Source organism: Methylobacterium sp. AC433 (assembly GCF_979253015.1).
Genome location: NZ_CEEDBN010000009.1, coordinates 133778 through 158839 on the forward strand (window position 1 = coordinate 133778; position 25062 = coordinate 158839).

Sequence of the window (25062 nt, forward strand, 5' to 3'; positions counted from 1 at the left end):
CCCGTGTTCTAGGACGCCGTTCGCGAAGGGCCTACGACGGCCGGCCGCCGCCGCGCGAGGGTCCGCCCCCCGTGTCAGGGTTCCGCGGCCGCCTCAGCGCGACACGAAGGTATCGCGCACCGCCTTGGCGTTGCGGCGGACCATCGGCCAGAGCCAGGCGCCGGAGGCCAGGAAGACGGCGGGCGGCATCGGCTTCAGCTCCACGGCCAGGCGCTCGGCGAGCCCGGGATTGGCCAGGGTCACGGGCGGGGCATCGGTCTTGGCGTAGACCACCGCCGTGTTCTCGCGCGGATAGTCCGGATGCGGCACGAGGCCGGCCCGGCGGGCGGTGAGGTCGAAGGTCTCGCGCACGAAGCCGTGGACATGGGCGAAGTGGAAGCGCTCGTGCGCGGGCTTGCCGGTGGTGGCCATATCGGGCACGGCGGCGAAGAGCACGCCGTCCGGCTTCAGCCAGCGCGACAGGCGCTCCATCACGTCGGCCGGATCGCGCAGGTGCTCCAGCACGTGCCGGGTGGTGATGACGTCGAAATGCGCCTCGGGAAAGCGCTCGTCGCCGGCATCGTCCAGCACCTCGACGCCGTGATGGGTGCGGGCGTAGGTCGCGTAGTCCCGCCCCGGCTCGATGCCGATCGCTTCGCAGCCCTTCGCGCGGACCTCGGCCAGGAACTCGCCCGAGCCGGAGCCGAAATCGAGCACCCGGGCGCCGGGCTTCAGCTTGGGCGCCAGGAGGCCGGTGCGAAAGGCGGCCTCGCGGGCCGAGCGCTTGAGGTGGACCCGCGGCGGACCGCCCGCGAAGGCGAGCTGGTAGTCGGCCCGGTAGGCGGTGGCGTAGTATTCCGCGAGCTCGGCCGGTGTCGGCATCGGATCGGTTCGGATCAGGCCGCACTGGCGGCAGGCGATGGAGCGCAGGGTCTTCAGCCGGCGGTCGCTCTCGGCCACCACCACGGATTCCGCCGAGCCGCAGAGATTGCAGGCGGTCGGCCCCCCCGTATAGGGATAGCCCGTGAAGGGCATGAAGTGGTTGAGGAAGTACCGGGGAGACGGCATGTCGCGCCTTCATCCATCGTGTGATCGCTGGAAGGCTCCGTGCTCTAGATAGATATCCCCCACGACACAACCTTTGTGGACCCGCCGCTCTCAAGCGCTCACCTCCAGAGCGATACGGAAACCCGATGAACGAACGCGTCGCACCGCCGCTCCCGCAGGACGGCCTGTCGCTCCCGACCCAGGCGGGCGTGCCGCAGGGCGCGCCCCTGCCGTCCGAGCATCCGCCGGTGCGCTGGGGCCGGGTCGGCGTCCTCCTGATGAATCTCGGGACGCCGGAGGGCACGAGCTACTGGCCGATGCGCCGCTACCTCAAGGAGTTCCTCTCGGACCGCCGGGTGATCGAGGTCCCGCGCCTGATCTGGTGGCCGCTCCTCAACCTCGTCATCCTGACCAAGCGCCCGGGGCCGAAGGGCCGCGACTACGCCTCCGTCTGGAACAACGAGCGCGACGAGGGCCCCCTGAAGACCATCACCCGCGGGCAGGCCGAGCGCCTGCAGGCGGCCATGGGTGATTCGGTCGTGGTCGATTGGGCCATGCGCTACGGCAAGCCGGAGGTCTCCGTGCGGATCCAGGCCCTGCTCGACCAGGGCTGCGACCGCATCCTGCTGGTGCCGCTCTATCCCCAATACGCCGCCGCGACCTCAGCCACCGCCTGCGACCAGGCCTTCAAGGCCCTGATGCAGATGCGCTGGCAGCCGACCGTGCGCGTCTCGCCGCCCTATCACGACGACCCGGTCTACATCGAGGCGATGGCGACCTCGATCCGCGAGGGCCTGGCCAAGCTCGACTTCGAGCCCGAGGTGATCCTGACCTCGTTCCACGGGGTGCCCAAGAGCTACCTCCTGAAGGGCGACCCCTACCATTGCCAGTGCGTGAAGACCGGGCGCCTGATCCGCGAGGCGCTGGGCTTCTCGACCGAGCGGATGCGCACCACCTTCCAGTCGCGCTTCGGCAACGAGGAATGGCTGCGTCCCTACACCGACGAGACCGTGCAGAACCTCGCCAAGAGCGGCGTCAAGCGCATGGCGATCGTGGCGCCCGGCTTCACCGCCGACTGCCTCGAGACCCTCGAGGAGCTCGACGGCGAGAACCGCCACTACTTCGAGGACAATGGCGGCGAGCAGTTCGCCTACATTCCCTGCCTGAACGACAGCGACCTCGGCATGACGGTGATCGAGACCGTGGTGCGGCGCGAATTGCAGGGCTGGGTCTAGGCGCCCCGGCCGGAGGCCGTCGCCGAAAGCCATCGCCAAGCGCAGGCCCGGTTGCTACTAGAGCCCGCGACGAGGCGGCAGGCGAGACGATGACGAGACCGGAGGCAGGCGGGGGCACCGCGGGGGAACGATCGCAGGACCACCTGCGCCTGCTCGCGCATTTCCAGGAGGCCGGCTACGGCGCGGTGACGCCGCCGGTGCTGCAGCCGGTGGAGCCGTTCCTCGAACTGTCCGGCGAGGACATCCGCCGGCGCATCTTCGTGACCCAGGACGCCTCGGGCAGCGAGCTCTGCCTGCGGCCGGAATTCACGATTCCGGTCTGCCGCCACCACCTCGCGCACGCCCCGAAATTCTCGGCGCCCTCGCCGCCCCCGCCGTCCGCCCCGCAGGGCGCCGATTACAGCTATCTCGGGCCGGTCTTCCGGCTGGCCGGCGACGAGCCGGACGAGTTCCTCCAGGCCGGCATCGAGTCGGTCGGGCGCACCGACACGCCGGCCGCCGATGCCGAGGTGATCGGCCTCGCCCTGGAGGGCCTCGCCCTGCTCGGGCGCAGCGACGTGGCCGTCCGCCTCGGCGACATGGGCCTCGTCGACGCCCTGCTCGACGCCCTCGGCGTGCCCCCCACCGCCAAGCGCCGCACCCTGCGGGCGCTGGCCGCCGGCCGCTCCCTCGACGCGGTCACCAACGGCCTGCGCACCGAGGACCCGCATGCGGGGCTCCTCGCGGCGATCCAGGGCCAGGATCCCGGTGGCGTGCGCGCCTTCGTGGAGGACGTGTTGTCGATCGCCGGCATCTCGCGGGTCGGCGGCCGCAGCGCCGGCGAGATCGCCGAGCGCTTCCTCGCCAAGGCCGCCGCGCAGGCGAGCGGCGGCTCAGGCCTCAACCCCGAGAACCGCGCCATCGTCGACCGCTACCGCGCCATCGAGGGCGACCCCGACAGCGCCGCCGCCGCGGTGCGGGCCCTGGTGCAGGAGGCCGGCCTCGACCACCCGCCCCTCGACGCGGCCCTCGACCTGTTCGAGGAGCGCACCGGCTTCATGGCCGCCCGGGGCCTCGCCGTGGAGCGCTTCCGCTTCTCCGGCGGCTTCGCGCGCAACCTCGACTACTACACCGGGTTCATCTTCGAGGGCACGGCGCCGGGTGCGCCGAAGCTGCCCCTGGTGGGCGGCGGCCGCTACGACGGCCTGCTCCAGCATCTCGGAAGCCCCGTGCCCGTGCCCGCCGTCGGCTGCGCCGTCTGGCTCTCGCGGGTCGCCGCGAACGCTCCCAGCGAGAAGGACGCGACCGTTGGCTGAACCGGATTCCCTCGTCCTCGCCGTTCCGTCCAAGGGCCGGCTGCAGGAGAACGCCGCCGCCTTCTTCGCCCGGGCCGGCCTCAAGCTCGCCCAGAACACCGGCGCCCGCGACTATCGCGGAAAACTCGTCGGCGTGCCCGGCGTCGAGGTGCGCTACCTCTCGGCCTCCGAGATCGCGGCGCAGCTCGCCAGCGGCACGGCCCATCTCGGCATCACCGGCGAGGACCTGATCCGCGAATCGCTGCCCGACGCCCGCGGCCAGGTCGAGCTCCTGACACCGCTCGGTTTCGGCCAGGCCACCGTGGTCGTGGCCGTGCCCCAGGCCTGGATCGACGTCCGCGCCATGAGCGACCTCGACGAGGTCGCCGCCGAGATGCGGGTCCGCCACGGCAAGCGCCTGCGCATCGCCACGAAGTACGTCAATCTCACCCGCCGGTTCTTCGCCGAGCACGGGGTCGCGGATTACCGCATCGTCGAGAGCCTGGGCGCCACCGAGGGCGCGCCGGCCGCGGGCTCGGCCGAGATCATCGTCGACATCACCACCACGGGGGCGACGCTCGCCGCCAACGCCCTGAAGATCCTGGAGGACGGGATCATCCTGCGCTCGGAGGCGAACCTCGTCGCCTCCCTGAACGCGCCCTGGGGCGAGCCCCAGCGCCGGGCGCTGCGCGCCGTCCTCGGCCGCATCCAGGCGGAGGAGCGTGCGCGCACCACCCGCGAGGTCCGTGCCGCCATGCCGGACGACGGCGACATCGACCTGGCCGGCATCGCCGCCCTGCACGATGCCGCCCTGCCCTACGGCGCGCCCGAGGGCCGCGGCGAGATGGTGCTGCACTGCCCGGTCGACGCGGTGTTCGATCTGGCCGACGCCCTGGTAAAGGCCGGGGCGGGCGCCGTGAGCGTGCGCAAGGTCGACTACGCCTTCACGCCGGACAATCCGCTGATGGACCGGCTGCTGAGCCGGCTCGGTTGAGGCCGGGCGTTTGACGCCGGACGCCCGGGGCCTATCTCAGCGCGCAAGCGGAGCGTGAAGCCTCCGCGCCTGAGGAAACCCCACGCATGTCCGCTCGTCCCCCCCTGGCCGCAGGCCTCGCTGCTTGCCTCGCCACCTGTCTCGCGCTGCCGCCGGCCGCGCAGGCCCAGATCCGCAACGCGCCCTCGCCGCGGGCGCTCGAATTCGCCGCCTACATCTTCGCCGCCGCCAATGTCTGCGGCTACCGCATCGGCACGGACGAGTTCGACGCCCTCCTCGAGAAGCAGAACGTGCGCGCCGCCGACGTCAGTCCGCGCGGGCCGTTCGGCGGACGGGTGCAGACCATGTTCGCCCTGATGTCGAACCAAATGCAGCTCAACCGCGAGAAGGCCTGCATCGCGGTGGCCGGGGAATACGGTCCGGAGGGCAGCATCAGCAAGAACGTCCTCCTGCCCGCGCCGCCCGCCGAGAATCCCGCTGCCGAGAATCCCGCTGCCGGCGCGCCGCCGAGCGAGGCCAAACCGGCGCAATAGGCGAGCGCCGGCCGGGCGGTCCCCGCCGTCCGGCCCGTCGGGCGATCCGGGCGGAAGCCCGAAGCGGCGGCGCCGGATCGCATGAGTCCGGCGCAGTCCCGTCCCGCATTCGCGTTTTGGACCCGAATCCCCTATATCGGACCCATTCCAAGTCCGAAGGTTCATCCAGATCATGGCGACGGCGTCGTTCGACACCGCCCGGCGCGACGCGAGCGCCGTTCCCGCAATCGAGAAGCTGCCGGAGTTCGAGCCGCAGGCCGGAAACCAGGCGCTGCCCCCCGGGCGCGCGTCCCTGGTGGGGCTCACCCGCGAGCAGCTGAAGGCCCGGCTCGGCGCCATCGGCGTCTCCGAGCGCGAGCAGCGCATGCGCTCCGGCCAGATCTGGCACTGGCTCAACGTGCGCGGCGCCAAGGCCTTCGACGAGATGACCAATGTCGGCAAGGGCCTGAAGGCTCAGCTCGCCGACGCCTACACCCTCGACCGGCCCGAGGTGATCACCGAGCAGGTGTCCCGCGACGGCACCCGCAAGTGGCTGATGCGCATGGCCCCCACGGGCAAGCACGACCACAACCGCGGCGCCGAGATCGAGTGCGTCTACATCCCGGGGCGCGGGCGCGGCACCCTCTGCGTCTCGAGCCAGGTCGGCTGCACCCTCACCTGCTCGTTCTGCCACACCGGCACCCAGCGCCTCGTGCGCAACCTGACGGCGGCCGAGATCACGGCGCAGCTCGTCGTCGCCCGCGACCACCTCAACGACTGGGCCGGCCAGAACCCGACCGCCCCCGGCGAGGACGAGACCCGGCGCAAGGTCACCAACATCGTCTTCATGGGCATGGGCGAGCCCCTCTACAACCTCGACAACGTCGTCGACGCCGTTGGGGTCATGGCCGACCAGGAGGGCCTCGGCCTCTCGCGCCGGCGCATCACCGTCTCGACCTCCGGCGTGGTGCCGCAGATGCAGCGCCTCGGCGACGAGGCCCATGCCATGCTGGCGATCTCGCTCCACGCGGTGCGCGACGACCTGCGCGACACGCTGGTGCCCCTGAACCGCAAGTATCCGCTCGCCGAGTTGCTGGCCGCCTGCCGGGCCTATCCGGGCCTGAACAACGCCCGGCGCATCACCTTCGAGTACGTGATGCTCAAGGGCATCAACGACACCGACGCCGACGCGCGCGAGCTGGTGCGCCTGCTCAAGGGAATTCCGGCCAAGATCAACCTGATCCCGTTCAATCCCTGGCCGGGCAGCGTCTACGAGTGCTCGGACTGGGAGCGCATCGAGCGCTTCTCGGAAATCGTCTACGAAGCCGGCTACGCGTCCCCGGTCCGGACGCCGCGCGGCCGGGACATCCTGGCCGCCTGCGGCCAGCTCAAGAGCGAGACCGAGAAGCTGCGCGCCCGCGCCCGGATGATGCTGGAGGACGGCATCGGCGCCGAGGGCGTCTATGCGGGCGCCGACGACGGCGACGAAGACTGACGGGTGCGTCTCCTCGGCGACCTGTTCATCGCGAGCCTCGCGCTGGTCCTGGCGATCCCCTGCGGGGCGGCCGTCCTGGCCCTCGGCGCGCTGCTCGACCCGGCCACCAGCGAGACCCTGTCCCGCCTCGGCCTCGTCGGGCTGTTCGCCGGGCTGACGGACCTCGCCTCCGGGATCGGCCCCGAGACCCTGCTGTTCGCCCTCGCCGCCCTCGCCCGCGCGCTGTTCGTGCTCCTGGTGGTGCCGCCCGTCCTGGTGGCCGTCCTCGGCGCCGTCCTGAACTGGCGCGCCGCCACTTGGTACGGTGCCGGGACGGGCCTCCTCACCGCCGCCGTGCCCTGGCTCGCCCGCGGCCTGTCGCGCACCGGGGCGAGTCCCGAGGCCCTGGCCCTGGAGGGGCGCATCACCGCGGTGCTGTTCCTCACCGGCGCGGCCTCGGGCCTGGTCTACTGGTCGATCGCCGGGCGTCGTCACGGAGCGCCCGCTCTCCCGCCCCGCGGCAACGGACGCGCCTGACATGCGGCTGACCCCCTCGCGCATCGCCCTCGCCCTGGTCCTGGCCGCCACCGGGCCGGGTTTCGCGCAAGGGACCGCCGGCCCCGCACCGGGCTCGCCCGAGCCGCCGCCGATCCAGTCCGACGATGCCCGCCTGCTGCCGGTGCTCGGCGCCCGGGGCATGGTCGCCTCGCAGGAGGCGCGCGCCACACGGGTCGGCGTCGAGATCCTGCGGGCCGGCGGCAACGCCATCGACGCCGCCGTGGCGGTGGGCTTCGCCCTCGCCGTGACCCTGCCGCGGGCCGGCAACCTCGGCGGTGGCGGCTTCATGATGATCCACCGGGCGGCGGGCGACGAGACGATCGCCCTCGATTACCGCGAGACCGCCCCGGCCGCCGCCCGCTCCGACATGTTCCTCGACCCCAAGGGCGAGCCCGACCGCGCCGCCTCGACCCGGACCGGCAAGGCGGTGGGCGTGCCCGGCACCGTGCGGGGCTTGGCCGAGGCGCATCGACTCTACGGCTCGGGCCGCTTCACCCTGGCCGACCTGATCGCCCCGGCCGAGGCGCTGGCCCGCCAGGGCATCCCCGTGGAATCGGGCCTCGCCGATTCGCTGCCCCGGGCCGCCGGCCTGCTCGGCCGCTGGCCATCCTCGCGAAAGATCTTCTTTGCCGGCGACAGGCCCCTGCAGCGCGGCGAACGGCTGATCCAGGCGGATCTCGCCGACACGCTGGCGGCCATCGCCAAATCCGGTCCCGACGCCTTCCACACGGGCGCCATCGCCGAGCGCATCGCCGCTGCCGTGCGCGCCGCGGGCGGGGTGATGACGGCCGAGGACCTGGCCGCCTATCGCCCGGTGCTCCGCGAGCCCGTGCGCGGCACCTACCGGGGCTACGCCATCGCCTCGATGCCGCCGCCGAGCTCCGGCGGCATCCACCTCATCGAGATCCTGAACGTGCTGGAAGGCTTCGACCTCGCCCGCATGGGCTCGGGGAGCGCCGACGCCCTCCACATCCTGGCCGAGGCGATGAAGCCGGCCTATGCCGACCGCGCGACCTGGCTCGGCGATCCCGCCCGCACCCAGGTGCCGATCGAGGGCCTGATCGCCAAGGCCTACGCGGCCACGGTGCGGGCCGGCATCGATCCCGCCCGCGCCCGGCCCGCCGCCGAGGTCAGGGCCGGCGATCCCCTCCCCTTCGAATCCGACCAGACCACGCATTTCTCGGTGGTCGACGGCGCCGGCAACGCGGTCTCGAACACCACGACCCTGAACTTCTCCTACGGGCTCGGCCTCGTGGCGGAGGGCACGGGCGTGCTCCTGAACAACGAGATGGACGATTTCTCGGCCAAGCCCGGCGCCCTCAACGCCTACGGCCTCGTCGGCAGCGTCGCCAACGCGGTCTCGCCCGGCGCCCGGCCGCTCTCCTCGATGACCCCCGCCTTCGTCTTTCGCGACGGACGGCTCGTCCTGGTGACGGGCAGCCCTGGCGGCAGCCGCATCATCTCGACGGTGCTGCAGGTCATCGTCAACGTGCTCGACTTCCGGATGAACCTCGCCGAGGCCGTGGCCGCGCCGCGCATCCACCACCAGTGGCAGCCGGACGTGCTGATGGCCGAGGAAGGCCTCTCCCCCGACACCCTGGCCCTGCTGCGGGCCCGCGGCCACACGGTCCGCGTCGGGGCGACCTCCGGCTCGGCCAACTCCGTGCAGGCCGGCGATGGGCTGCTGGCGGGCGCCGCCGATCCGCGCCAGCGCGGGACCCTCGCCGCGGGCGACTGACGGTCCGGATCATCCCGCGCCCGGATGGCCTGGGACGAGATCGCACGCTACACGGGAGCTGGGCCGCGCCCTGTTCCGGGCTGTCTCATCCAGGTTCCCGATGCTCCTCGTCCGTTCGCTCGCGTTCAATCTCGCTTTCTATGCCGCGACCACCCTGATCGCGATCGGCGGATTGCCGGCCCTCGTCTCCCGGCGGGGCGTGATCCGGCTGGCACAGGCCTGGGGACGCGTGACCCTGTGGCTCCTGCGGGTGGTGGGCGGCATCACGGTGGAGTTCCGGGGCGTGGAGAACATCCCGCCCGGCCCCCTCCTGGTGGCGGCCAAGCACCAGTCGGCCCTGGAGACCCTGGCCCTCGTCACGGCCTTTCCCGACTTCGCCTACATCCTCAAGCGCGAGCTGCTCTGGATCCCGCTGATCGGGTGGTTCCTCTCGCGCTCCGGCATGGTCGCCATCGACCGCAGCAAGGGCGCCCGGGCGATGGCCGCCATGAACGAGGCCGCGGCCCAGGCCATCCGGGACGGGCGCCAACTCATCATCTTCCCCGAGGGCACCCGCCGCCCGCCCGGTGCGGCCCCCGCCTACAAGCTCGGCATCACCCACCTGTACGCGGCCCTCGGCGTGCCCTGCCTGCCGGTCGCCCTCAACACGGGCCTGCACTGGCCCCGCCGCAGCCTCGTGCGCCGGCCCGGCACCTCGGTGATCGAGTTCCTGGCGCCGATCCCGCCGGGCCTGGACCGGACCCGCTTCCTCGAGGTGGTCCAGGGGCGGATCGAGACCGCCTCGGACGCGCTGCTGGCCGCCGGCCGGAGCGAGCTCGCGGCGGCGGGGCACGCCGTCCCCGATGCCGCTCCGGCGTCCCGGACCAAGGCCGAGCGGAACGGATCGCCCGTCGCCTGAAGCGGCCGCCGGCCCCGGTTCGACCCTGTGCATGACTTGTGGATAACTCCCGTCATCCCCATCTGATTGGAAGCCGGGGCGTCGTCCTTGACGCCAACGAAACGTTAAGATTAATGTGGAACAAATGGCGAACAAGAGAGCCCTGTCCTGGTCGGCCGCACTCCGCGACCTGAAGGACGATCGAGCACGGAGACAGGAAGTGCGCGAGGAACGTCTGAGGACGACGGCCGGCCTGCGCGGGACCCCCGCCCTGGTGCTCAGCGCCTGGCGCGGCCGGTCCGGCCGCCGCTACGTCGTCGGCATCCATGAGCTGGCCGAGCCCGAGCTCGACGACATGGGCGAGGCCGTGGTCATGGCCGTGCGTCGCGATGCGGCGGGCGTCGGCGAGCTGGTCTCGGTGGCCTCCGCCGGGCAGAGCCCGCGCGAGCGCCTGCACCGCAACTGGATCGCCCGTGCGCGGCACAAGGGCGCGACCGAGATGCATGTCCACCGGCTCGCCGAGGACGAGGCCGAGCGCGAGGCCATCGTGGCCGATCTCGGCAGCGAGCAGAACGCCGACGCCGCGAACTGATCGCGGCATCGCGCCCGCACGGGCCGCGACGCCTGCGTTTTGCGGCGTGAGGGCGGCTCCCGCCATGCTTTCGCCGCCGAGACCCTGCCAAGCCTTGCATCCGGGCCGCCCCGACGACGGCCGCAGGTCCGTGACGCGAGCGCAGGATACAGAAGACGCGATGGCGCAGAGCCCGACCCCGACCCGTTCCCCCTCGCGCAAGGGGCTGTTCCTCCCCTACATCCTCCTCGCCATCCTCGTGATCGCCTGGTCGCTCGGCTGGTTCTACATCCGCCACCGGGCCGCTTCCGAGATGGATGGCTGGCTCGCCCAGGAGGCGGCCGCGGGCCGGACCTGGACCTGCGCCGACCGCAGCATCACCGGTTACCCGTTCCGGATCGAGCTGCGCTGCGCCTCCCTCGCCTTCAGCCGCTCCGACAGCCGCTTCACCCTCGGGCCCGTGACGGCGGTGACCCAGGTCTACCAGCCGCGCCAGGGCATCCTCGAGGTCGGCGGACCGTTCCACGTCGAGCAGGGCGACCTGACGGCGGATGCGACCTGGACCTCCCTGGAGGGCAGCTTTCACGGCGCCTCCGACGGCTTCGTACGGGCCTCCGTGGTGGCCAATGGCGCCAAGGGCGTCGTGCACGGCGCCGGTCCCGAGCCCATCGACTTCGATACCCAGCACCTCGAGCTTCATGCCCGCCCGACCCCCGGCCGCTTCGCGTCGGAGGGGGCCATCGACACCAGCCTCCGGGTGAACCGGATCCGCCTGCCCCTGGTCGATGCGGCGCTGGGCAACGCCGACCCGGCCGACCTCGCCCTCGACGCCACCGTGAGTCGCGCCACCGTCCTCGGCACCGGCACCGTGGCCAGGGAACTCGAGGATTGGCGCCAGGCCGGCGGCGGGCTCGACATCGCGCTCCTGTCCCTGGCCAAGGGCGAGCGCCGGATCCAGGCCAAGGGCCGCCTCGACCTCGATGCGGCGCACCGGCTCCAGGGCCAGCTCGACCTGCGGGCGGCCGGCGTCGAGGCCCTGGTCGGTCAGGTCATGGGCCAGCGCTTCGGCGCGGAGAAGGGGGCGCTGATCGGCAGCCTCGTCGGCCAGCTCCTCGGCCGCCGCAGCCAGGCCCAGACCGAGGCCGGCGTCGCGGCCCCGGCCGACGATGCCCTCAAGCCCCTGCCGCCCCTGCGCCTTGCCGAGGGCCGCCTGATGCTCGGGCCGTTCCCGATCCCCAACGTACAGCTGCCGCCGCTCTACTGAGCAGCGGCGCGGCGTCAGGCCGCCGGGTCGCTCGGGCGGCCGCGGCCGAAATCGGCCTCCGCAGTCTCCTGGCCCATGGCGACGATGCCGCGGCGGATGGTGCGGGTGCGCGTGAAGAGGTCGTGCAGGGCCTCGCCGTCGCCCCAACGGATCGCCCGGGCGAGCGCCGCGAGGTCCTCGTTGAAGCGCCCCAGCATCTCCAGCACCGCGTCCTTGTTGGTCAGGAACACGTCCCGCCACATGGTCGGGTCGGAGGCGGCGATGCGGGTGAAATCGCGAAAGCCGCCGGCGGAGAACTTGATCACCTCGGACTGGGTCACCGCCTCCAGGTCGGCGGCGGTGCCGACGATGTTGTAGGCGATGAGGTGCGGCACGTGGCTGGTGATCGCCAGGACGAGGTCGTGATGCTCCGGCGTCATCGTCTCCACGATGGCGCGCAGGCCCTCCCAGAAGGCCTGGACCCGGGCGGTCGCCGCCGGGTCGGTGTCCTCGGCGGGGGTGAGGATGCACCAGCGCCCGGAGAACAGGGTCGAGAACCCGGCATCCGGCCCGGAATACTCGGTGCCGGCCACGGGATGCGCCGGCACGAAATGCACGCCGGCGGGCAGGTGCGGCACGACGGCGGCGACCACCGAGGCCTTGACCGAGCCGACATCGGACACGATGGCCCCCGGCTTCAGGGCCGGACCCATGATTTCCGCCACCGCACCCACGGCGCCGACCGGCACGCACAGGATGACGAGGTCGGCCCCGGCCACGCCGGCGGCGAGATCGTCCGTGGCCGCGTCGGCGAGGCCGAGCGCCCGCACCCGCTCCAGCACCGCGGCGTCGCGGTCGATGGCGACGATGCGGCGGGCGAGGCCGAACTGCCGGGCACCGCGGGCGATCGACGAGCCGATCAGCCCGAGGCCGACGATGGCGAGGGTGTCGAGGGCGACGGTGTCGCGGAGATGCGGGTCGATCTCAGGCACGGGTCTCGCCCTGCACGAAGGCGGTCAGGGCCTGGAGGAAGGCGGTGTTCGCCGCCTCGCCGCCGATGGTGACCCGCAGGGCCTGGGGCAGGCCGTAGGACGAGACCCGCCGGGTGATGACCCCCCGAGCCGAGAGGAACGCATCGGCCTCGGCGGCCGTCCGTCCCGGCGCGTCGGGGAAGTGCACGAGGATGAAGTTCGCGACGCTCGGCGTCACGGTGAGGCTGAGCCCCTGCACCGCCCGCGTCATCGCGGCGAGCCAGTGGTCGTTGTGGGCGACCGCCGCGGCCACGTGGGTGTCGTCCGCGATGGCGGCCGCGCCCGCGGCGATGCCCGCTCCCGACAGGTTGAAGGGGCCGCGGATGCGGTTGATCGCGTCGACCACCTCGGCGGGGCCGACCATCCAGCCGATCCGGAGGGCGGCGAGCCCGTGGATCTTCGAGAAGGTCCGGGTCATCACCACGTTGCCGGCCTCCAGCACGAGGTCGAGGCCGGCGCTGTAGTCGTTCGCCCGCACGTACTCGGCATAGGCTCCGTCGAGGACGAGGAGGACGTGGGGGGGCAGGCCCGCCTGCAGGCGCCGGACCTCGTCGAAGGGCAGGTAGGTGCCGGTTGGGTTGTTGGGGTTGGCGAGGTAGACGATCTTCGTGCGGGGCGTGACGGCGGCCAGCAGCGCGTCGACATCGGCGCGCAGGTCGCGCTCGGGCACCACCACGGGGGTGCCGCCGGCGGCCAGGATCGCGATCCGGTAGACCAGGAAGCCGTGCTCGGTGAAGATCCCCTCGTCGCCGGCGCCGAGATACGCATAGGCCAGGAAGGACAGGAGCTCGTCCGAGCCGGCGCCGCAGACGATCCGGTCCGGGTCGAGGCCGTAGCGGGTGGCGATCGCCTCGCGCAGCACCCGCGAGGTCCCCTCCGGGTAGAGCTCGAGCTTGGCCGCTTCCGCCCGCATCGCCGCCACCGCCTTCGGGCTCGGGCCCAGCGGCGTCTCGTTCGAGGAGAGCTTGTGCACCTTGGCATGGCCGGGCGCGCCGCTCTTGCCGGGCACGTAGGCCTCGATGGCGAGGACGCCGGGGCGGGGCACCGGGCGTGAGGGAGCGAGGGTGGCAGTGGACATGGGGAAGACCTGGCGGCCGCCGCTGGATCGGCGAAGCGCCCGTCTAACAAAGCTGGCCCGGCATTGCGAGCGGGCCCCTTGCTTGGGACCCCCTCGGCCGAGCTTCCCTGACTTCGGCTTCCCTCGCCTCAGACCCGGAAGCGGGCGGCGTGGCTGCCGATCTCGTCGAGGGTCCGAGGCGCGGCGCCGGCGCGGGTCAGCGCCTCGTGCAGCTGGCGGGCGCTGACGCCACCGGGGACGGCGAGGAGCAGGCCGTGCCCGTCCGGTCCGGCCGCGCGGGCGACGACCTCGCCGTAGAGGTCCTGCAGGGCGCGCATGGCCTCCGGCTCCCAGGCGGCCACGCGGGTGGCGTGCAGGACCCAGTCGCGCTGGGCCGCGGCCGGGTCGTCCAGCGGGTTCGAGACCACGAGGACCGGGGTGCCGGCCGGATGGGTGGGCCGCTCGATGAAGGGCAGGCGCGCGATGACCTTGGGGCGTCCCTCGCCGACGAGCCCTTCCCACCAGGGTGCCGCGTCGGTGGAGGCGCCCGAGCCGTCGGGATCGAGGCGGAAGATGCCGAGGTCGCCGCGGGAGGCGGCCACCGCCGCGATCACCGCGAGGCAGGTGGGGTGGGGCCGGTAGGGCACCGTGAAGCCGAAGTGGAAGCGGGCGGAATCGCGCATCGGCGCATCTCCGCCCGAGATGTCGGCATGCACCGAGAACGGCGCCTGCACGTAGGTGAAGGTGGCGATGATGACCCGCCAGATGCCCTCCACGGTGTCGAGGGGCAGCAGCCCGCGATGGCGCTCGGCGACGCGCCGCATCATCGAGGCCTCGCGTCCGGGCCGGAAGGCCGAGCCGCTGGCCGAGGTGCGCTTGACCGCGATCAGCCGGTCGATGATCGACCCGCGCTGGATCAGCAGCGCGTGCATCTCGGCGTCGATCCGGTCGATCTCGGCGCGCAGGTCGCCGAGGTTGTCGAGGGGCGGCGCGGGTCTCGTCGTGAAGCGCATCGGGGGCTCGCGAGGCTGCGGTGGGAACGGTCGGGAGAGCCGGCGCCGGGGTCTCGCCTCCCGGGCGCCGCCGCCCGGTCTACGATCGCGCGCGCCGGAGGGCCAGAGCCGTTTGCCCCGAAGCGGATCGACCGCGCGGTTCTGAAACCCGGCGCCGCGCGTGACTCCGGCGCCCTTTCGTTGACGCGTGAGGGAGCGCACACTACCTCAACGCCTCACGACGCATGGTCCGATCTCCGGACGGCGCGGCGAGCCGTCCCTTCCGTCCCGCCCCGACCGATGCGCCGTCTCCTCCAACCCGTTTCATGACCATGTCGCTGGATACCGCCCTCAAGCCAGGCACGCCCGAAGACGAATCGGCGCGCGCCGACGCGCCGGGCGCCGAGCTGTCCCAGGCCCGCGAGCCGAAGGGTCTCGTGGCGCAGTTCGGCCTGGACGAGCCCCTGGCGATGGATGCCGGCGTGCAGCTCGCGCCGTTCCAGATCGCCTACCAGACGGCGGGCACCCTCAACGCGGACCGCTCCAACGCCGTCCTGATCTGCCACGCGCTCACCGGCGACCAGCACTTCGCCCACACCCATCCGGTGACGGGCAAGCGCGGCTGGTGGGAGACCCTGGTGGGACCGGGCAAGCCCGTCGACACCGACCGCTACTTCGTCGTCTGCTCGAACGTCGTCGGCTCGTGCATGGGCTCCACCGGCCCGGCCTCGATCGACCCGGCCACGGGCCGCGCCTACGGGCTCGACTTCCCCCTGGTGACCATCCGCGACATGGTCCGGGCCCAGGCCATGCTGCTCGACCGGCTCGGCATCCGCGACCTCTTCCTCTGCATCGGCGGCTCCATGGGCGGCATGCAGGTGCTGCAATGGGCGGCGAGCTACCCCGAGCGGGTCTTCGCCGCGATGCCGATCGCCACCGGTCCGCGCCACTCGGCGCAGAACATCGCCTTCCACGAGGTCGGCCGGCAGGCGATCATGGCGGATCCGGCCTGGGCGGAGGGGCGCTACCTCGAGGCCGGCACCCGGCCGGCCAAGGGCCTCGGCGTCGCCCGCATGGGCGCGCACATCACCTACCTGTCGGAGCCGGCCCTACACCGGAAGTTCGGGCGCCGCTTCCAGGGCGGTTCGGCGCCGACCTTCTCGTTCAACGCCGACTTCCAGATCGAGAGCTACCTGCGCCACCAGGGCCTCAGCTTCGTCGAGCGCTTCGACGCCAACGCCTATCTCTACCTCACCCGGGCGATGGATTACTTCGACCTCGCCGCCGACCAGGGCGGGATTCTGGCGAACGCCTTCAAGGGCACCAGGACCCGATTCTGCGTGATGTCGTTCACCTCCGACTGGCTGTTCCCGACCTCGGAGTCCCGCGCCATCGTCCATGCCCTGAACGCGGCCTCGGCCCCGGTCGCCTTCGTGGAGGTCGAGAGCGACAAGGGCCACGACGCCTTCCTCCTCGACGAGCCGGCGATGTTCGCCGCCGCGCGCGGCTACATCGACGCCGCCGCCCGGGCCCGCGGCCTGTGACGGGATCGCAGATGTCCGCCCACCGGCCCTGGGAGACGGCGGAGACCCTGCCGCGGGGCGAGGCCGGCAACACCCGCGTCGATCACCTCGTGGTCCTCGACCTCGTGCCGGCCAATGCGCGGGTCCTCGACATCGGCTGCGGCGACGGCGCCCTGCTCGCCCTGCTGCGGGACCGGCGCGGCGTCGACGGACGCGGCATCGAGCTGTCGCGGGAGGGCGTGAACGCGTGCCTCGCCCGCGGCCTGCCGGTGATCCAGGGCGACGCCGACACCGATCTGGCGAATTATCCCGACGATGCCTTCGACGTGGTCGTCCTGTCCCAGACCATCCAAGCGACGCGCAACCCGCGCATCGTGCTGGAGCACCTCCTGCGCATCGGCCGGCAGGTCATCATCTCGTTCCCGAATTTCGGCCATTGGCGGGTGCGCTCGGAACTCGCCCTGCGCGGGCGCATGCCGGTCACGGCCCTGATGCCCGAGGAATGGTACGAGACCCAGAACATCCACCATTGCACGATCCGCGACTTCGTCGGCCTGTGCCGGACGGTGAACGCGGAGATCGAGAAGGCCACCGCCCTCGACGCCAGGGGCCGGCCGATGCGGTTCGCGATGCCCTGGTGGGTCTGGAACCTGATGGGCGCGCAGGGCGTGTTCCTGCTGCGCCGAGGCACGGGCGGCGCTCCCAGGCCGGTGGCCTGAGACGCTGTTGCACGTGAAAACCCTTAACCCTGTCGGTCGCGTCGGATGAACAGGGTCACGACCTCGTAGGTGACCCGCGCGCCCGTCGCCTCGAAGCCCCGCAGCACCCGCCGCATCGCGCCGGGCGAGAGTGTTCCCGGCGCGCCCGGCGTCCCGGCGCCGATCCTCCGCAGGGCGCCGAGGAAGGCGCGGCCATCGGCATGGGCCTCGACCAGGGGGTCGACCGAGACCGCGAGCGTGCAGCCGGGAAACGGCAGTGCGGCGAGGGCGTGCCGGGTCGGGTAGAGGGGCGTCGCCGCTTCGAGGCCGAGCGCCGCATGCGCCGCCCGCCACTCGGCGAAGGTGCCCGCGCCCAGGGTCGCCACCGCCAGCAGGCCGCCGGGCGCCAGCAATGCGGCGAGGCGCGCGAGTGTTCCGGGCAGGTCCTCGAACCATTGCGCCGCGAGGCTCGACGCGATGAGGTCGAAGCCGGGCGCGAGGGCGGGCCGCTCGGCATCCATGACGACGACGGCGAGGTCCGGCGCGCGCGCGAAGCGGGCGCGGCAGCGCCGGACCATGGCGGGAGCGATGTCGGAGGCGACGAGGCGGCCGTCCGGCAGGCACCGGCGCAATTCTGCGGTCAGAAGGCCGGTGCCGCAGCCGATCTCGAGGATGCGCGGCGCCGGCGCCAGGGCCTCGCTGCCGAGGCGTCGCGCGAGCCGCCCCGCGACCTCGGCCTGGATCGCGGCCGCGCCGTCATAGCCCTCGGCCCCGTCGAAGGCCCGGGCCACGGCCTGCTTCCAGGAATGCATCGGGGAGACCGTCGGTGGCACGGGCAGGGACCCGGGGGCGATAGCCCCCGGATGGCGTCGGCTCAAGGAACCCGGGTGCTAGGCCGCCAGGGACTGCTCGATCATCCGCGCGACGGCGAGGGCCCGGCCGTCGTCGCCGAAGCGGGCGACGACCTGCACGCCCAGCGGCAGGCCGTCGCCGGGAACCGGGACGGTGACGCAGGGCACGCCCATCAGCGTCCAGAGGCGGTTGAAGCGCGCATCGCCCGTGGTGCCGAGGCCGGCCGGTGCCCGGCCTGGGGCCGACAGGGTCAGGATCGCGTCGAAATCCCCGAACAGGTCCTTCAACACGCGCCGGGCCCGATGGGCGGCGCGGCGCGCCGCATCGTACTGGGCGGCGACGAGGCCCTGGGCGGCGTCGAGCTGCTCGCCGAGCTCCGGGCTGAGCCGCGACCGGTGATGAGCGTATTCCCAGGCCAGCGCCTGGCGCGCCTCGTAATCCTGGATGACGGGGTGCTGGACCCAGGCCTCCGGCAGCGGCGCCGGCAGGACGAGATCGACGATCCGGGCGCCGGCGGCCTCGGCCGCTCGGGCGGCCCGGTGCAGGGCGGCGAGGGCGTCCGCATCGGGGGCGTCCGCGAAATCCTGGAGGCAGAGGCCGAGGCGCGGCGCCTGGGGCGGCGCGTCGAGATCGAGGGCGGGCCGGTCGGCGATCAGGCTCAGGCCCTGGGCGATGTCGCGGATGCCGGCCCCGAACAGGCCGACGGTGTCGAGGGCCCAGGAGAAGGTCTTGACGCCGACCGTCGGCAGCAGGCGGAAGGACGGCTTGATCGCCGCCACGCCGCAGAAAGCCGCCGGGCGGATCACCGAGCCGCCGGTCTGGGTGCCGAGCGCCAGGGGCACCATGCCGGCGGCGACGGCCGCGGCCGAGCCCGCCGAGGAGCCGCCGGGGGTATGGCCGGGATCGCGCGGGTTCACGGTCGCGGTCGGGTCGTGGCTGGCGAAGGGCGAGGTCGTGGTCTTGACCAGGGGCACGGCGCCGAGCGCCCGCAGGCGTGCCACGATGGCGGCATCCGCCCTCGGCTGCCAGCCGGCATAGATCGGCGACCCCATCTGGGTCGGCAGGTCGGCGGTGTCGATGATGTCCTTGACCCCGACCGCGATGCCCGCCAGCGGCCCCGAGCCGGCGACGACCGGAGCGGGATTTCGGCTGACGATCGCCCCGATGCCGGGGTCGCGGGCGGCGATGGCGGCCTCGGCGAGGCGGATGGCGCCGGCGGGGTCGAGGGTGCCGGCGGCGATGCGGGTGCGGAGATCGACGAGGGAGAGCATGGGGCTTGGTCCGGCCTCGGCCGCCTCCTGTCAACACCCGTCCACAGGGACGTCGCCCGCACCGCATCGTTGACGCAACGTTTACGGAACCCGGCGCATCGTCCGCATCATGTGGCGTAGCGTATTCGCGTTCTCGGCCCTGACGCTGTTCGGCGCGGGCCTCACCGGCTGTGCACTCAACAAGTTTGAGCAGCGCGAGCCCTGGCGTGACCAGACCGAACAGGCCTGCAACGCCAAGCGTCTCGTCGAGACGACGGAGTTCGTGACCCCCGTCAAGGAGATCAGCGGACCGGGCGTCTGCGGCATGCTGCAGCCCTACCGCGTCACCCGCCTCGGCAAGGGCACCGTCGCCCTGAAGCAGCGGGTGACCCTGGCCTGCCCGGCGCTGACCGAGGCCGAGGCCTGGCTCGCCGACACGATCCAGCCGGCCGCGAACCTGTATTTCGGCCAGCCCGTGGCCGAGATCAACGCCGGCACCTATGCCTGCCGGGGCCGCAACAACCAGGCCGGCGCCAAGCTCTCCGAGCATTCCTTCGGCAACGCCCTCGACATCATGTCGTTCAAGCTCGCCGACGGCTACGTCATCACCGTGAAGGGCGGCTGGCGCGGCACCGAGGCCGAGCAGGGCTTCCTGCGCGAAGTCTTCCTCGGGGCCTGCGCCCGGTTCTCCACCGTGCTGGCGCCGGGCTCGAACGTGTTCCATTACGACCACATCCACGTCGACCTCGCCCGCCACGACCCGCGCGGCCTGCGCCGCATCTGCCAGCCGCTGATCAAGTTCACGCCGCAGCTCGGTGCCGACGGCGTTCCGCGCGCCACGGCCCGCCCGCGTCCGCCCGCCCCGCCGCAGGCCCCGATCGACGTCGAGGAGGACGATCCCTACGGCGTCACCCCGATGTCGGCGCGCCAGCCCGCCCGGCCGCCCGCCGCGCAGCTCGCGCACGGACCGGCTCCCGTTGGCCGGTCCGCGCCGCCGGTGGCCTATGCCGCCGCCCCGCGCGCACCCGTCGCCCGATCACCGGCGCCTCGGGTCGCGGCCGCCCTGCCCCCGGAGGACTTCGCCGCCGAACCGCTCTCGCTCACCGCGCCCGGTCTCGACGAACCGATCTACTGAGGCCGCGCCGAATCCCGCATCCTGGGTGTGCCCGGCGCACCCCAGGGAGCCCGGAAAGCGACGCCGCCCCCGGTCCCATGCTTGACAGGGCGGTCCGAGGCGCCATCGTTCCGGCACGCTTCACGGACTCCAGCGGAACAAAGACGCCGGCATGCGCCCGAATCCTCTCTCCACCGCCTTCGCCCTCGGCCTCGTCCTGGCGGGCGCCCTCCAGCCGGCGCTCGCCCGCTCCGGCCGCGAGGAGATCACGCCCGCCGAGGAGCGCGAGTTCAACTACGACGCCAACATCCCGGGCTGCCAAGCCCCCGAGGTGCTGGAGCGGCTCTCGACGCACTTCGCCGAGAAGGAGGCGAAGTTCTGGAACTCCTCCCTCACCATCCTGCGCTACGAGCATATCGAGCGTACGGCCTGGCGCCCCTGGGGCCTCGACTACGTGCCGCGCCGCTTCTGCAGCGCCGTGGCCACCACCTCGGACGGCATCCGCCGCAAGGTGGACTACTCGGTGCGCGACGGGCTCGGGATCATCGGGGCCGATTGGGGCATCGAGTTCTGCGTCCACGGCCTCGACCGCAACCTCGCCTACGCCTATTCCTCGGCCTGCCGCGAAGCCCGTCCGTGAGCCGCGCCTCCCGGCGCGCTCGGCGCCTCGCCGGTGCGGGTCTCGCCCTCGCGCTGACGGCGCCGGGCGCCCTGGCTCAGGGCTTCGAGCGCGGCGGCACGCCGGGATCGTTCGACTTCTACGTCCTGGCCCTGTCCTGGTCGCCGACCTACTGCGACGGCCCAGGGGCGCGGCGCGAGGCGGAGGGCCAGTGTCGGCCGGGGCGCGGCCTCGGCTTCGTCGTGCACGGGCTCTGGCCGCAATACAGCCGCGGCTACCCTTCGAACTGCTCCTCCGTCGTGCGCGCGCCGACCCGGCAGGCGATCGAGGTGGCGGGCCAGGTCTATCCGAGCGAGGGACTGGCCCGGCACGAGTGGCGCAGCCACGGCACCTGCTCGGGCCTCGACCCGGTCTCGTACTTCCAGGCGGCCCGGGACGCCCGCGCGGCGGTGACCATCCCGGATGCCTTCAAGGGACTGGAGCGCGACACCCGGATGGCCCCGATCGAGGTGGCCCGGCAGTTCGTGGCGGCCAACCGGGGCCTGCGCCCCGACATGATGTCGGTGACCTGCCGGGGCGGCCAGCTCCAGGAGGTACGGATCTGCTTCGCCAAGGACCTGCGCGGCTTCACCCCCTGCCCCGAAATGGCGCGCCAGAATTGCCGCGCCGGCGAAGTTGCCATCGACGCCGCGCGGTAGATGATGCCGCGCTCCGACCCCGGGCCCGATCGCCGGGGTCCGCGGTGAGACAGGCCCGGACGTCATGAATTACCGCCACGCCTTCCACGCCGGCAATTTCGCCGATGTCCTGAAGCACCTCGTGCTCAGCCGCGTGCTGGCCCATCTCTGCCTGAAGCCCACGGGGTTCCGGGCGATCGACACGCATGCGGGCCTCGGATTCTACGACCTCACCGCCGACGAGGCCGGGCGCACCGGCGAGTGGCACGAGGGCTGGGGCCGTCTCGCGACGCCGTTTCCCGAAGCGGTCGAGGCCCTGCTCGCCCCCTTCCGGGCGGCGGTGGCGGCGGTGCAGGACCGGCACGGGGCCGAGACCTATCCGGGCTCGCCCGCGATCATCCGCGAGTTCCTGCGCCCCAGCGACCAGGGCGTGTTCGTGGAGCTGCACCCGGCCGATGCCGAGACCCTGCGGGCGCGCTTCAACCAGGATTCCCTCTCGAAGGTGATGCATCTCGACGGCTGGACGGCGCTCAACGCGATGATCCCGCCGCCGGAGCGCCGCGGCCTGGTGCTGATCGACCCGCCCTACGAGGAGCTCGGTGAGATCGACCGCCTCGGGGCGGCCTTGGCCAGGGCGGTGCGCAAGTGGCCGACGGGAATCTATCTCGGCTGGTACCCGATCAAGGACGTCGCCAAGGTCGACCACATGGTGGCCCAGCTCGACCGGGACCTCGCCCGCCCGGCCCTGCGCCTCGACCTGATGGTCTCCGAGCCCGACCCGACGCGCCTCAACGGCACCGGCCTCGTGGTCATCAACCCGCCCTGGCGCCTCGGCGAGGAGGCGATGCTGTTCCTGCCGGCGCTGGCCGAGCGCCTGGCCCGCACCGATTACGGCGCGTTCCGCTGCGAGGCCTTCGGCGCCGAGGCCTGAGGCCCGGAATCCCGAGGTCTGGAATCCCGAGATCCGAAAGCCCGAGGGCTCAGGCGACCAGGCGCCCCTCCAGGGGGAACACCTTGGCGGGGTTCATCAGCCAGTTCGGGTCGAAGACGTTCTTCACGCGCATCTGCTGCTCGAGATCGGCCTGGGCGTACTGGAAGCGCATGAGTTCGCGCTTCTCGATGCCGACGCCGTGCTCGCCCGTGAGGCAGCCTCCGACCTCGACGCAGAGCTTGAGGATCTCGTCGCCGGCCGCCTCGGCCTTCTCCATCTCGCCGGGCTTGTTGATGTCGAACAGGATCAGCGGGTGCAGGTTGCCGTCGCCGGCATGGAACACGTTGGCGACGCGCAGGCCCTTCTCGGCGCAGATCGCGCCGATGCGCTCCAGCACCCCGGGGAGCTGGCCGGTAGGGATGGTGCCGTCCATGCAGATGTAGTCCGAGATCCGGCCGGTGGCGCCGAAGGCGGACTTGCGGCCCTTCCAGATCGCGGCGCTCTCACCTTCCGATTTCGAGACCCGGATGCTCGTCGGGTTGAAGTCGCTGGCGATGGCCTCGATGCGGGCCAGCATCGCCGTGCACTCGGCGTCCGACCCTTCGACCTCGATGATCAGCATGGCCTCGGCGTCGCGCGGGTAGCCGGCCTGGGCGAAGTCCTCGGTGATCAGGATCGCCTCGCGGTCCATGTACTCGATCGCCACCGGGATGATGCCGGCGCCGATGATCGCCGCCGTGCAGGCGCCCGCATCCTCCACCGAGCCGAAGCCCACGAGCGCCGGGCGCGCGCCCTCCGCCGCCCGCAGGATGCGCACGGTGGCCTCGGTGACGATGCCGAGCTGTCCCTCGGAGCCGCAGACGAGGCCGAGGAGGTCGTAGCCGGGCGCGTCGAGGTGCTCGCCCCCGATCTCCACCACGGTGCCGTCGTTCAGCACCAAGGTGACGCCCAGGAGATTGTTGGTGGTCACCCCGTATTTGAGGCAATGCGCGCCGCCGGAATTCATCGCGATGTTGCCCGCGATGGTGCAGGCGAGCTGGCTCGACGGGTCGGGCGCGTAGAAGAAGCCCTCGTGGCTGACCGCGCCCGAGATGGCGAGGTTGGTGATGCCGGCCTCGACCCGCGCGGTGCGGTTCTCGTAATCGACCTGCAGGATGCGGTTCATCTTGGCGACTCCGAGAATCACCGCGTCCTCCTGCGCGATCGCGCCGCCCGCCAGCGAGGTGCCGGCGCCCCGCGGCACCACGCGCACGCCGTTGGCGTGGCAATAGGCCATCACGGCCGAGACCTCGGCGGTGGTGGAGGGCAGCACCACGGCGAGGGGCATCTTGCGATAGGCGGTGAGCCCGTCCGTCTCGAAGGCGCGGCGCTCGTCCTCGGTGATCACCAGGGCCTCCGGCGCGACCAGGGGGGCGAGCCCCGCGATGATGGCGTCGCGGCGGGCGACGATGGCGGCATCGGGCACGGGAAAGGCGATCGACATGGGCGTGTCCTCCGGGCGGCGCGACGCCTTCAGCATCCGCTCAGCCGCGACCGCCTATGCGTGATGGGCGGGGAGAGACTGGCGAACGGGGCGACGCCTTGATGGGAACCCTAGGACAAACCGCGGCGCGGTGCATCCGGTTCGTGGCGGCGAGTTCTTGGCGGCGGAACCGATCGGGTCCGCCGAAGCTTCCTTTGGCCGCAGCGCATCCCGGCGCGCCTCGCACGTTCCTGTCTCAATCTGTTCTAAACGGGTAAGCTCTGCCATAAGCTAGCGGTCTAAACCGCTTCCAAGGAGGAAACACACGATGCGTCACGTCCTGTTCGGCGCCGCCCTGGCCCTGCTGCTGCCCCTGTCCGCCCATGCCGAGGGCGATGCCGCCGCCGGCGAGAAGGCGTTCGCGCCCTGCAAGGCCTGTCACAACTTCGAGAAGAACGGCGTCGGCCCGACCCTGAAGGGTGTCGTCGGCGCGAAGGCCGGCGAAGGGGCCGACGGCTACGCCTTCTCGGCGGCCATGAAGAGCTCCGGCATCACCTGGGACGAGGCCAACCTGCACGAGTGGCTGACGGACCCCAAGAAGAAGATCCCGGGCACCAAGATGGTGTTCCCGGGCGTCAAGGATCCCAAGAAGGTCGACGACATCATCGCCTACCTCAAGACCAAGTCCTGAGTCTCGTCACCAAGTCCTGAGTCTCGTCAGGTCCCGCGTTCCATCGGGACCCAAGGTCGGCCCGTCCCCCGATGGGCCGACACCAACTCGGTCAGGAGGCCGTTCCCGCCCGCGCGGGGACGGCTTTTTTCGTGGTTCGCCCCGCGTCGGGCGATTCCGGACCGGCCTCGCCCGTCCCCGCGTGCAGCGCGCCGCGCAGGTTCATCAGGATGTCCAGGAGCGCCCGGCGTCCGTCGAGATCCAGGCCGGTGAGGCCGCCGACCTCGTCGGGCACGCATTCCATCTGGCCCTTCAGCGCCCGGCTCTTCTCGGTCAGGAAGATGCTGACCTGGCGCTCGTCGGCCCGGTCCCGGGCACGCCTGACATGGCCGGCCGCCTCGAGGCGCTTGAGCAGGGGCGTCAGGGTCCCGGAATCCAGGAACAGGCGCTGGCCGATCTCCTTGACCGCCAGCCCCTCCTCTTCCCACAGGACCAGGAGCACGAGGTATTGCGGGTAGGTCAGGTCGTGGGCGGCGAGGAGCGCGCGGTACGTCCGTCCGAAGGCGTGCGCCGCGGCGTAGACGGCAAAGCAGAGCTGGCTGTCCAGGCTCAGGGCGTCGGAGGAGTTCGACGCAGCCACCGGCTCCTGGGGCGTGCGGGTCCGCCGTCCCGACATATCGAGCT

The 25062-nt window shown here is 72.3% G+C and carries 25 protein-coding genes; 17 read left to right on the top strand and 8 right to left on the bottom strand.

Annotated features, from left to right (window positions below):
- Positions 1-93: 93 nt before the first annotated feature.
- Positions 94-1047, bottom strand: coding sequence for a class I SAM-dependent methyltransferase (locus tag AC0IWM_RS14580; protein WP_471756096.1), 954 nt, complete (start codon positions 1045-1047; stop codon positions 94-96).
- Between the two features lie 125 nt (positions 1048-1172).
- Between AC0IWM_RS14580 and hemH the strand changes: the two genes are divergently transcribed.
- The 10 genes from hemH to AC0IWM_RS14630 all read left to right on the top strand — a co-directional run bounded on the left by hemH (position 1173) and on the right by AC0IWM_RS14630 (position 11523).
- Entirely contained in the window at positions 1173-2261 is a 1089-nt protein-coding gene (gene hemH / locus AC0IWM_RS14585; RefSeq protein WP_471756098.1) for a ferrochelatase, read from the top strand.
- Positions 2262-2350: 89 nt separating this feature from the next.
- Positions 2351-3556: an ATP phosphoribosyltransferase regulatory subunit gene (locus AC0IWM_RS14590; protein WP_471756100.1), complete on the top strand. Its 1206-nt coding sequence runs from the start codon at positions 2351-2353 to the stop codon at positions 3554-3556.
- Positions 3549-4529, top strand: coding sequence for an ATP phosphoribosyltransferase (gene hisG, locus AC0IWM_RS14595; RefSeq protein WP_471756102.1), 981 nt, complete (start codon positions 3549-3551; stop codon positions 4527-4529). Before AC0IWM_RS14590 ends, hisG begins: the two co-directional genes overlap by 8 nt.
- Before the next feature lie 86 nt (positions 4530-4615).
- A complete protein-coding gene (locus tag AC0IWM_RS14600) occupies positions 4616-5062 on the top strand; it encodes a hypothetical protein (RefSeq protein ID WP_471756104.1) in 447 nt (148 codons plus the stop codon).
- Between the two features lie 172 nt (positions 5063-5234).
- Positions 5235-6536, top strand: coding sequence for a dual-specificity RNA methyltransferase RlmN (rlmN, locus tag AC0IWM_RS14605; RefSeq protein WP_471756106.1), 1302 nt, complete (start codon positions 5235-5237; stop codon positions 6534-6536).
- A 3-nt stretch (positions 6537-6539) separates the two neighbouring features.
- Complete coding sequence (locus AC0IWM_RS14610; RefSeq protein ID WP_471756108.1) at positions 6540-7052, top strand: hypothetical protein; 513 nt, start codon at positions 6540-6542, stop codon at positions 7050-7052.
- A gap of 1 nt (position 7053) precedes the next feature.
- Positions 7054-8811 (top strand): gamma-glutamyltransferase, encoded by a 1758-nt coding sequence (ggt, locus tag AC0IWM_RS14615; protein WP_471756110.1) that lies wholly within the window; start codon positions 7054-7056, stop codon positions 8809-8811.
- Between the two features lie 100 nt (positions 8812-8911).
- Entirely contained in the window at positions 8912-9709 is a 798-nt protein-coding gene (locus tag AC0IWM_RS14620; RefSeq protein WP_471756112.1) for a lysophospholipid acyltransferase family protein, read from the top strand.
- A 199-nt stretch (positions 9710-9908) separates the two neighbouring features.
- Complete coding sequence (locus AC0IWM_RS14625) at positions 9909-10280, top strand: hypothetical protein (protein WP_471756114.1); 372 nt, start codon at positions 9909-9911, stop codon at positions 10278-10280.
- 160 nt (positions 10281-10440) lie between these two features.
- Positions 10441-11523: a DUF2125 domain-containing protein gene (locus AC0IWM_RS14630; protein ID WP_471756116.1), complete on the top strand. Its 1083-nt coding sequence runs from the start codon at positions 10441-10443 to the stop codon at positions 11521-11523.
- Between the two features lie 14 nt (positions 11524-11537).
- Here AC0IWM_RS14630 and AC0IWM_RS14635 read toward each other — a convergent pair whose 3' ends face one another.
- The 3 genes from AC0IWM_RS14635 to AC0IWM_RS14645 form a co-directional block, all read right to left on the bottom strand.
- Positions 11538-12485: a prephenate/arogenate dehydrogenase family protein gene (locus AC0IWM_RS14635; RefSeq protein WP_471756172.1), complete on the bottom strand. Its 948-nt coding sequence runs from the start codon at positions 12483-12485 to the stop codon at positions 11538-11540.
- 1 nt (position 12486) lies between these two features.
- A complete protein-coding gene (locus tag AC0IWM_RS14640) occupies positions 12487-13611 on the bottom strand; it encodes a pyridoxal phosphate-dependent aminotransferase (protein WP_471756118.1) in 1125 nt (374 codons plus the stop codon).
- A gap of 128 nt (positions 13612-13739) precedes the next feature.
- The gene (locus AC0IWM_RS14645; RefSeq protein ID WP_471756120.1) at positions 13740-14603 is read right to left on the bottom strand and encodes a chorismate mutase; all 864 of its coding nucleotides are present in this window, start codon (positions 14601-14603) and stop codon (positions 13740-13742) included.
- A gap of 317 nt (positions 14604-14920) precedes the next feature.
- Between AC0IWM_RS14645 and metX the strand changes: the two genes are divergently transcribed.
- Positions 14921-16126 (top strand): homoserine O-acetyltransferase MetX, encoded by a 1206-nt coding sequence (gene metX / locus AC0IWM_RS14650; protein WP_471756174.1) that lies wholly within the window; start codon positions 14921-14923, stop codon positions 16124-16126.
- Positions 16127-16137: 11 nt separating this feature from the next.
- Positions 16138-16824, top strand: a complete 687-nt coding sequence (gene metW / locus AC0IWM_RS14655) for a methionine biosynthesis protein MetW (RefSeq protein WP_471756122.1) — start codon at positions 16138-16140, stop codon at positions 16822-16824.
- A gap of 23 nt (positions 16825-16847) precedes the next feature.
- Here metW and AC0IWM_RS14660 read toward each other — a convergent pair whose 3' ends face one another.
- Both AC0IWM_RS14660 and AC0IWM_RS14665 read right to left on the bottom strand, forming a co-directional pair.
- Complete coding sequence (locus AC0IWM_RS14660) at positions 16848-17615, bottom strand: methyltransferase domain-containing protein (protein ID WP_471756124.1); 768 nt, start codon at positions 17613-17615, stop codon at positions 16848-16850.
- Positions 17616-17693: 78 nt separating this feature from the next.
- On the bottom strand, positions 17694-18926 hold the full coding sequence (locus AC0IWM_RS14665) for an amidase (RefSeq protein ID WP_471756126.1): 1233 nt from the start codon (positions 18924-18926) through the stop codon (positions 17694-17696).
- Positions 18927-19035: 109 nt separating this feature from the next.
- Here AC0IWM_RS14665 and AC0IWM_RS14670 point away from each other — a divergent pair, with 109 nt between their 5' ends.
- The 4 genes from AC0IWM_RS14670 (at position 19036) to AC0IWM_RS14685 (ending at position 22246) form a co-directional block, all read left to right on the top strand.
- Complete coding sequence (locus tag AC0IWM_RS14670; RefSeq protein ID WP_471756128.1) at positions 19036-20040, top strand: extensin-like domain-containing protein; 1005 nt, start codon at positions 19036-19038, stop codon at positions 20038-20040.
- 151 nt (positions 20041-20191) lie between these two features.
- Complete coding sequence (locus AC0IWM_RS14675; RefSeq protein WP_056472339.1) at positions 20192-20659, top strand: hypothetical protein; 468 nt, start codon at positions 20192-20194, stop codon at positions 20657-20659.
- Entirely contained in the window at positions 20656-21336 is a 681-nt protein-coding gene (locus AC0IWM_RS14680) for a ribonuclease T2 family protein (RefSeq protein ID WP_471756130.1), read from the top strand. Before AC0IWM_RS14675 ends, AC0IWM_RS14680 begins: the two co-directional genes overlap by 4 nt.
- Before the next feature lie 64 nt (positions 21337-21400).
- The gene (locus AC0IWM_RS14685; protein ID WP_471756132.1) at positions 21401-22246 is read left to right on the top strand and encodes a 23S rRNA (adenine(2030)-N(6))-methyltransferase RlmJ; all 846 of its coding nucleotides are present in this window, start codon (positions 21401-21403) and stop codon (positions 22244-22246) included.
- Positions 22247-22295: 49 nt separating this feature from the next.
- Here AC0IWM_RS14685 and AC0IWM_RS14690 read toward each other — a convergent pair whose 3' ends face one another.
- A complete protein-coding gene (locus AC0IWM_RS14690) occupies positions 22296-23729 on the bottom strand; it encodes an FAD-linked oxidase C-terminal domain-containing protein (protein WP_471756134.1) in 1434 nt (477 codons plus the stop codon).
- Positions 23730-24036: 307 nt separating this feature from the next.
- On the opposite strand from AC0IWM_RS14690, the gene AC0IWM_RS14695 reads away from it, so the two are divergent.
- Positions 24037-24399 (top strand): c-type cytochrome, encoded by a 363-nt coding sequence (locus AC0IWM_RS14695; RefSeq protein ID WP_471756136.1) that lies wholly within the window; start codon positions 24037-24039, stop codon positions 24397-24399.
- Between the two features lie 91 nt (positions 24400-24490).
- Here the strand turns inward: AC0IWM_RS14695 and AC0IWM_RS14700 are convergent, their stop codons facing one another.
- Complete coding sequence (locus AC0IWM_RS14700) at positions 24491-25054, bottom strand: MarR family winged helix-turn-helix transcriptional regulator (protein ID WP_471756138.1); 564 nt, start codon at positions 25052-25054, stop codon at positions 24491-24493.
- Positions 25055-25062 lie beyond the last annotated feature (8 nt).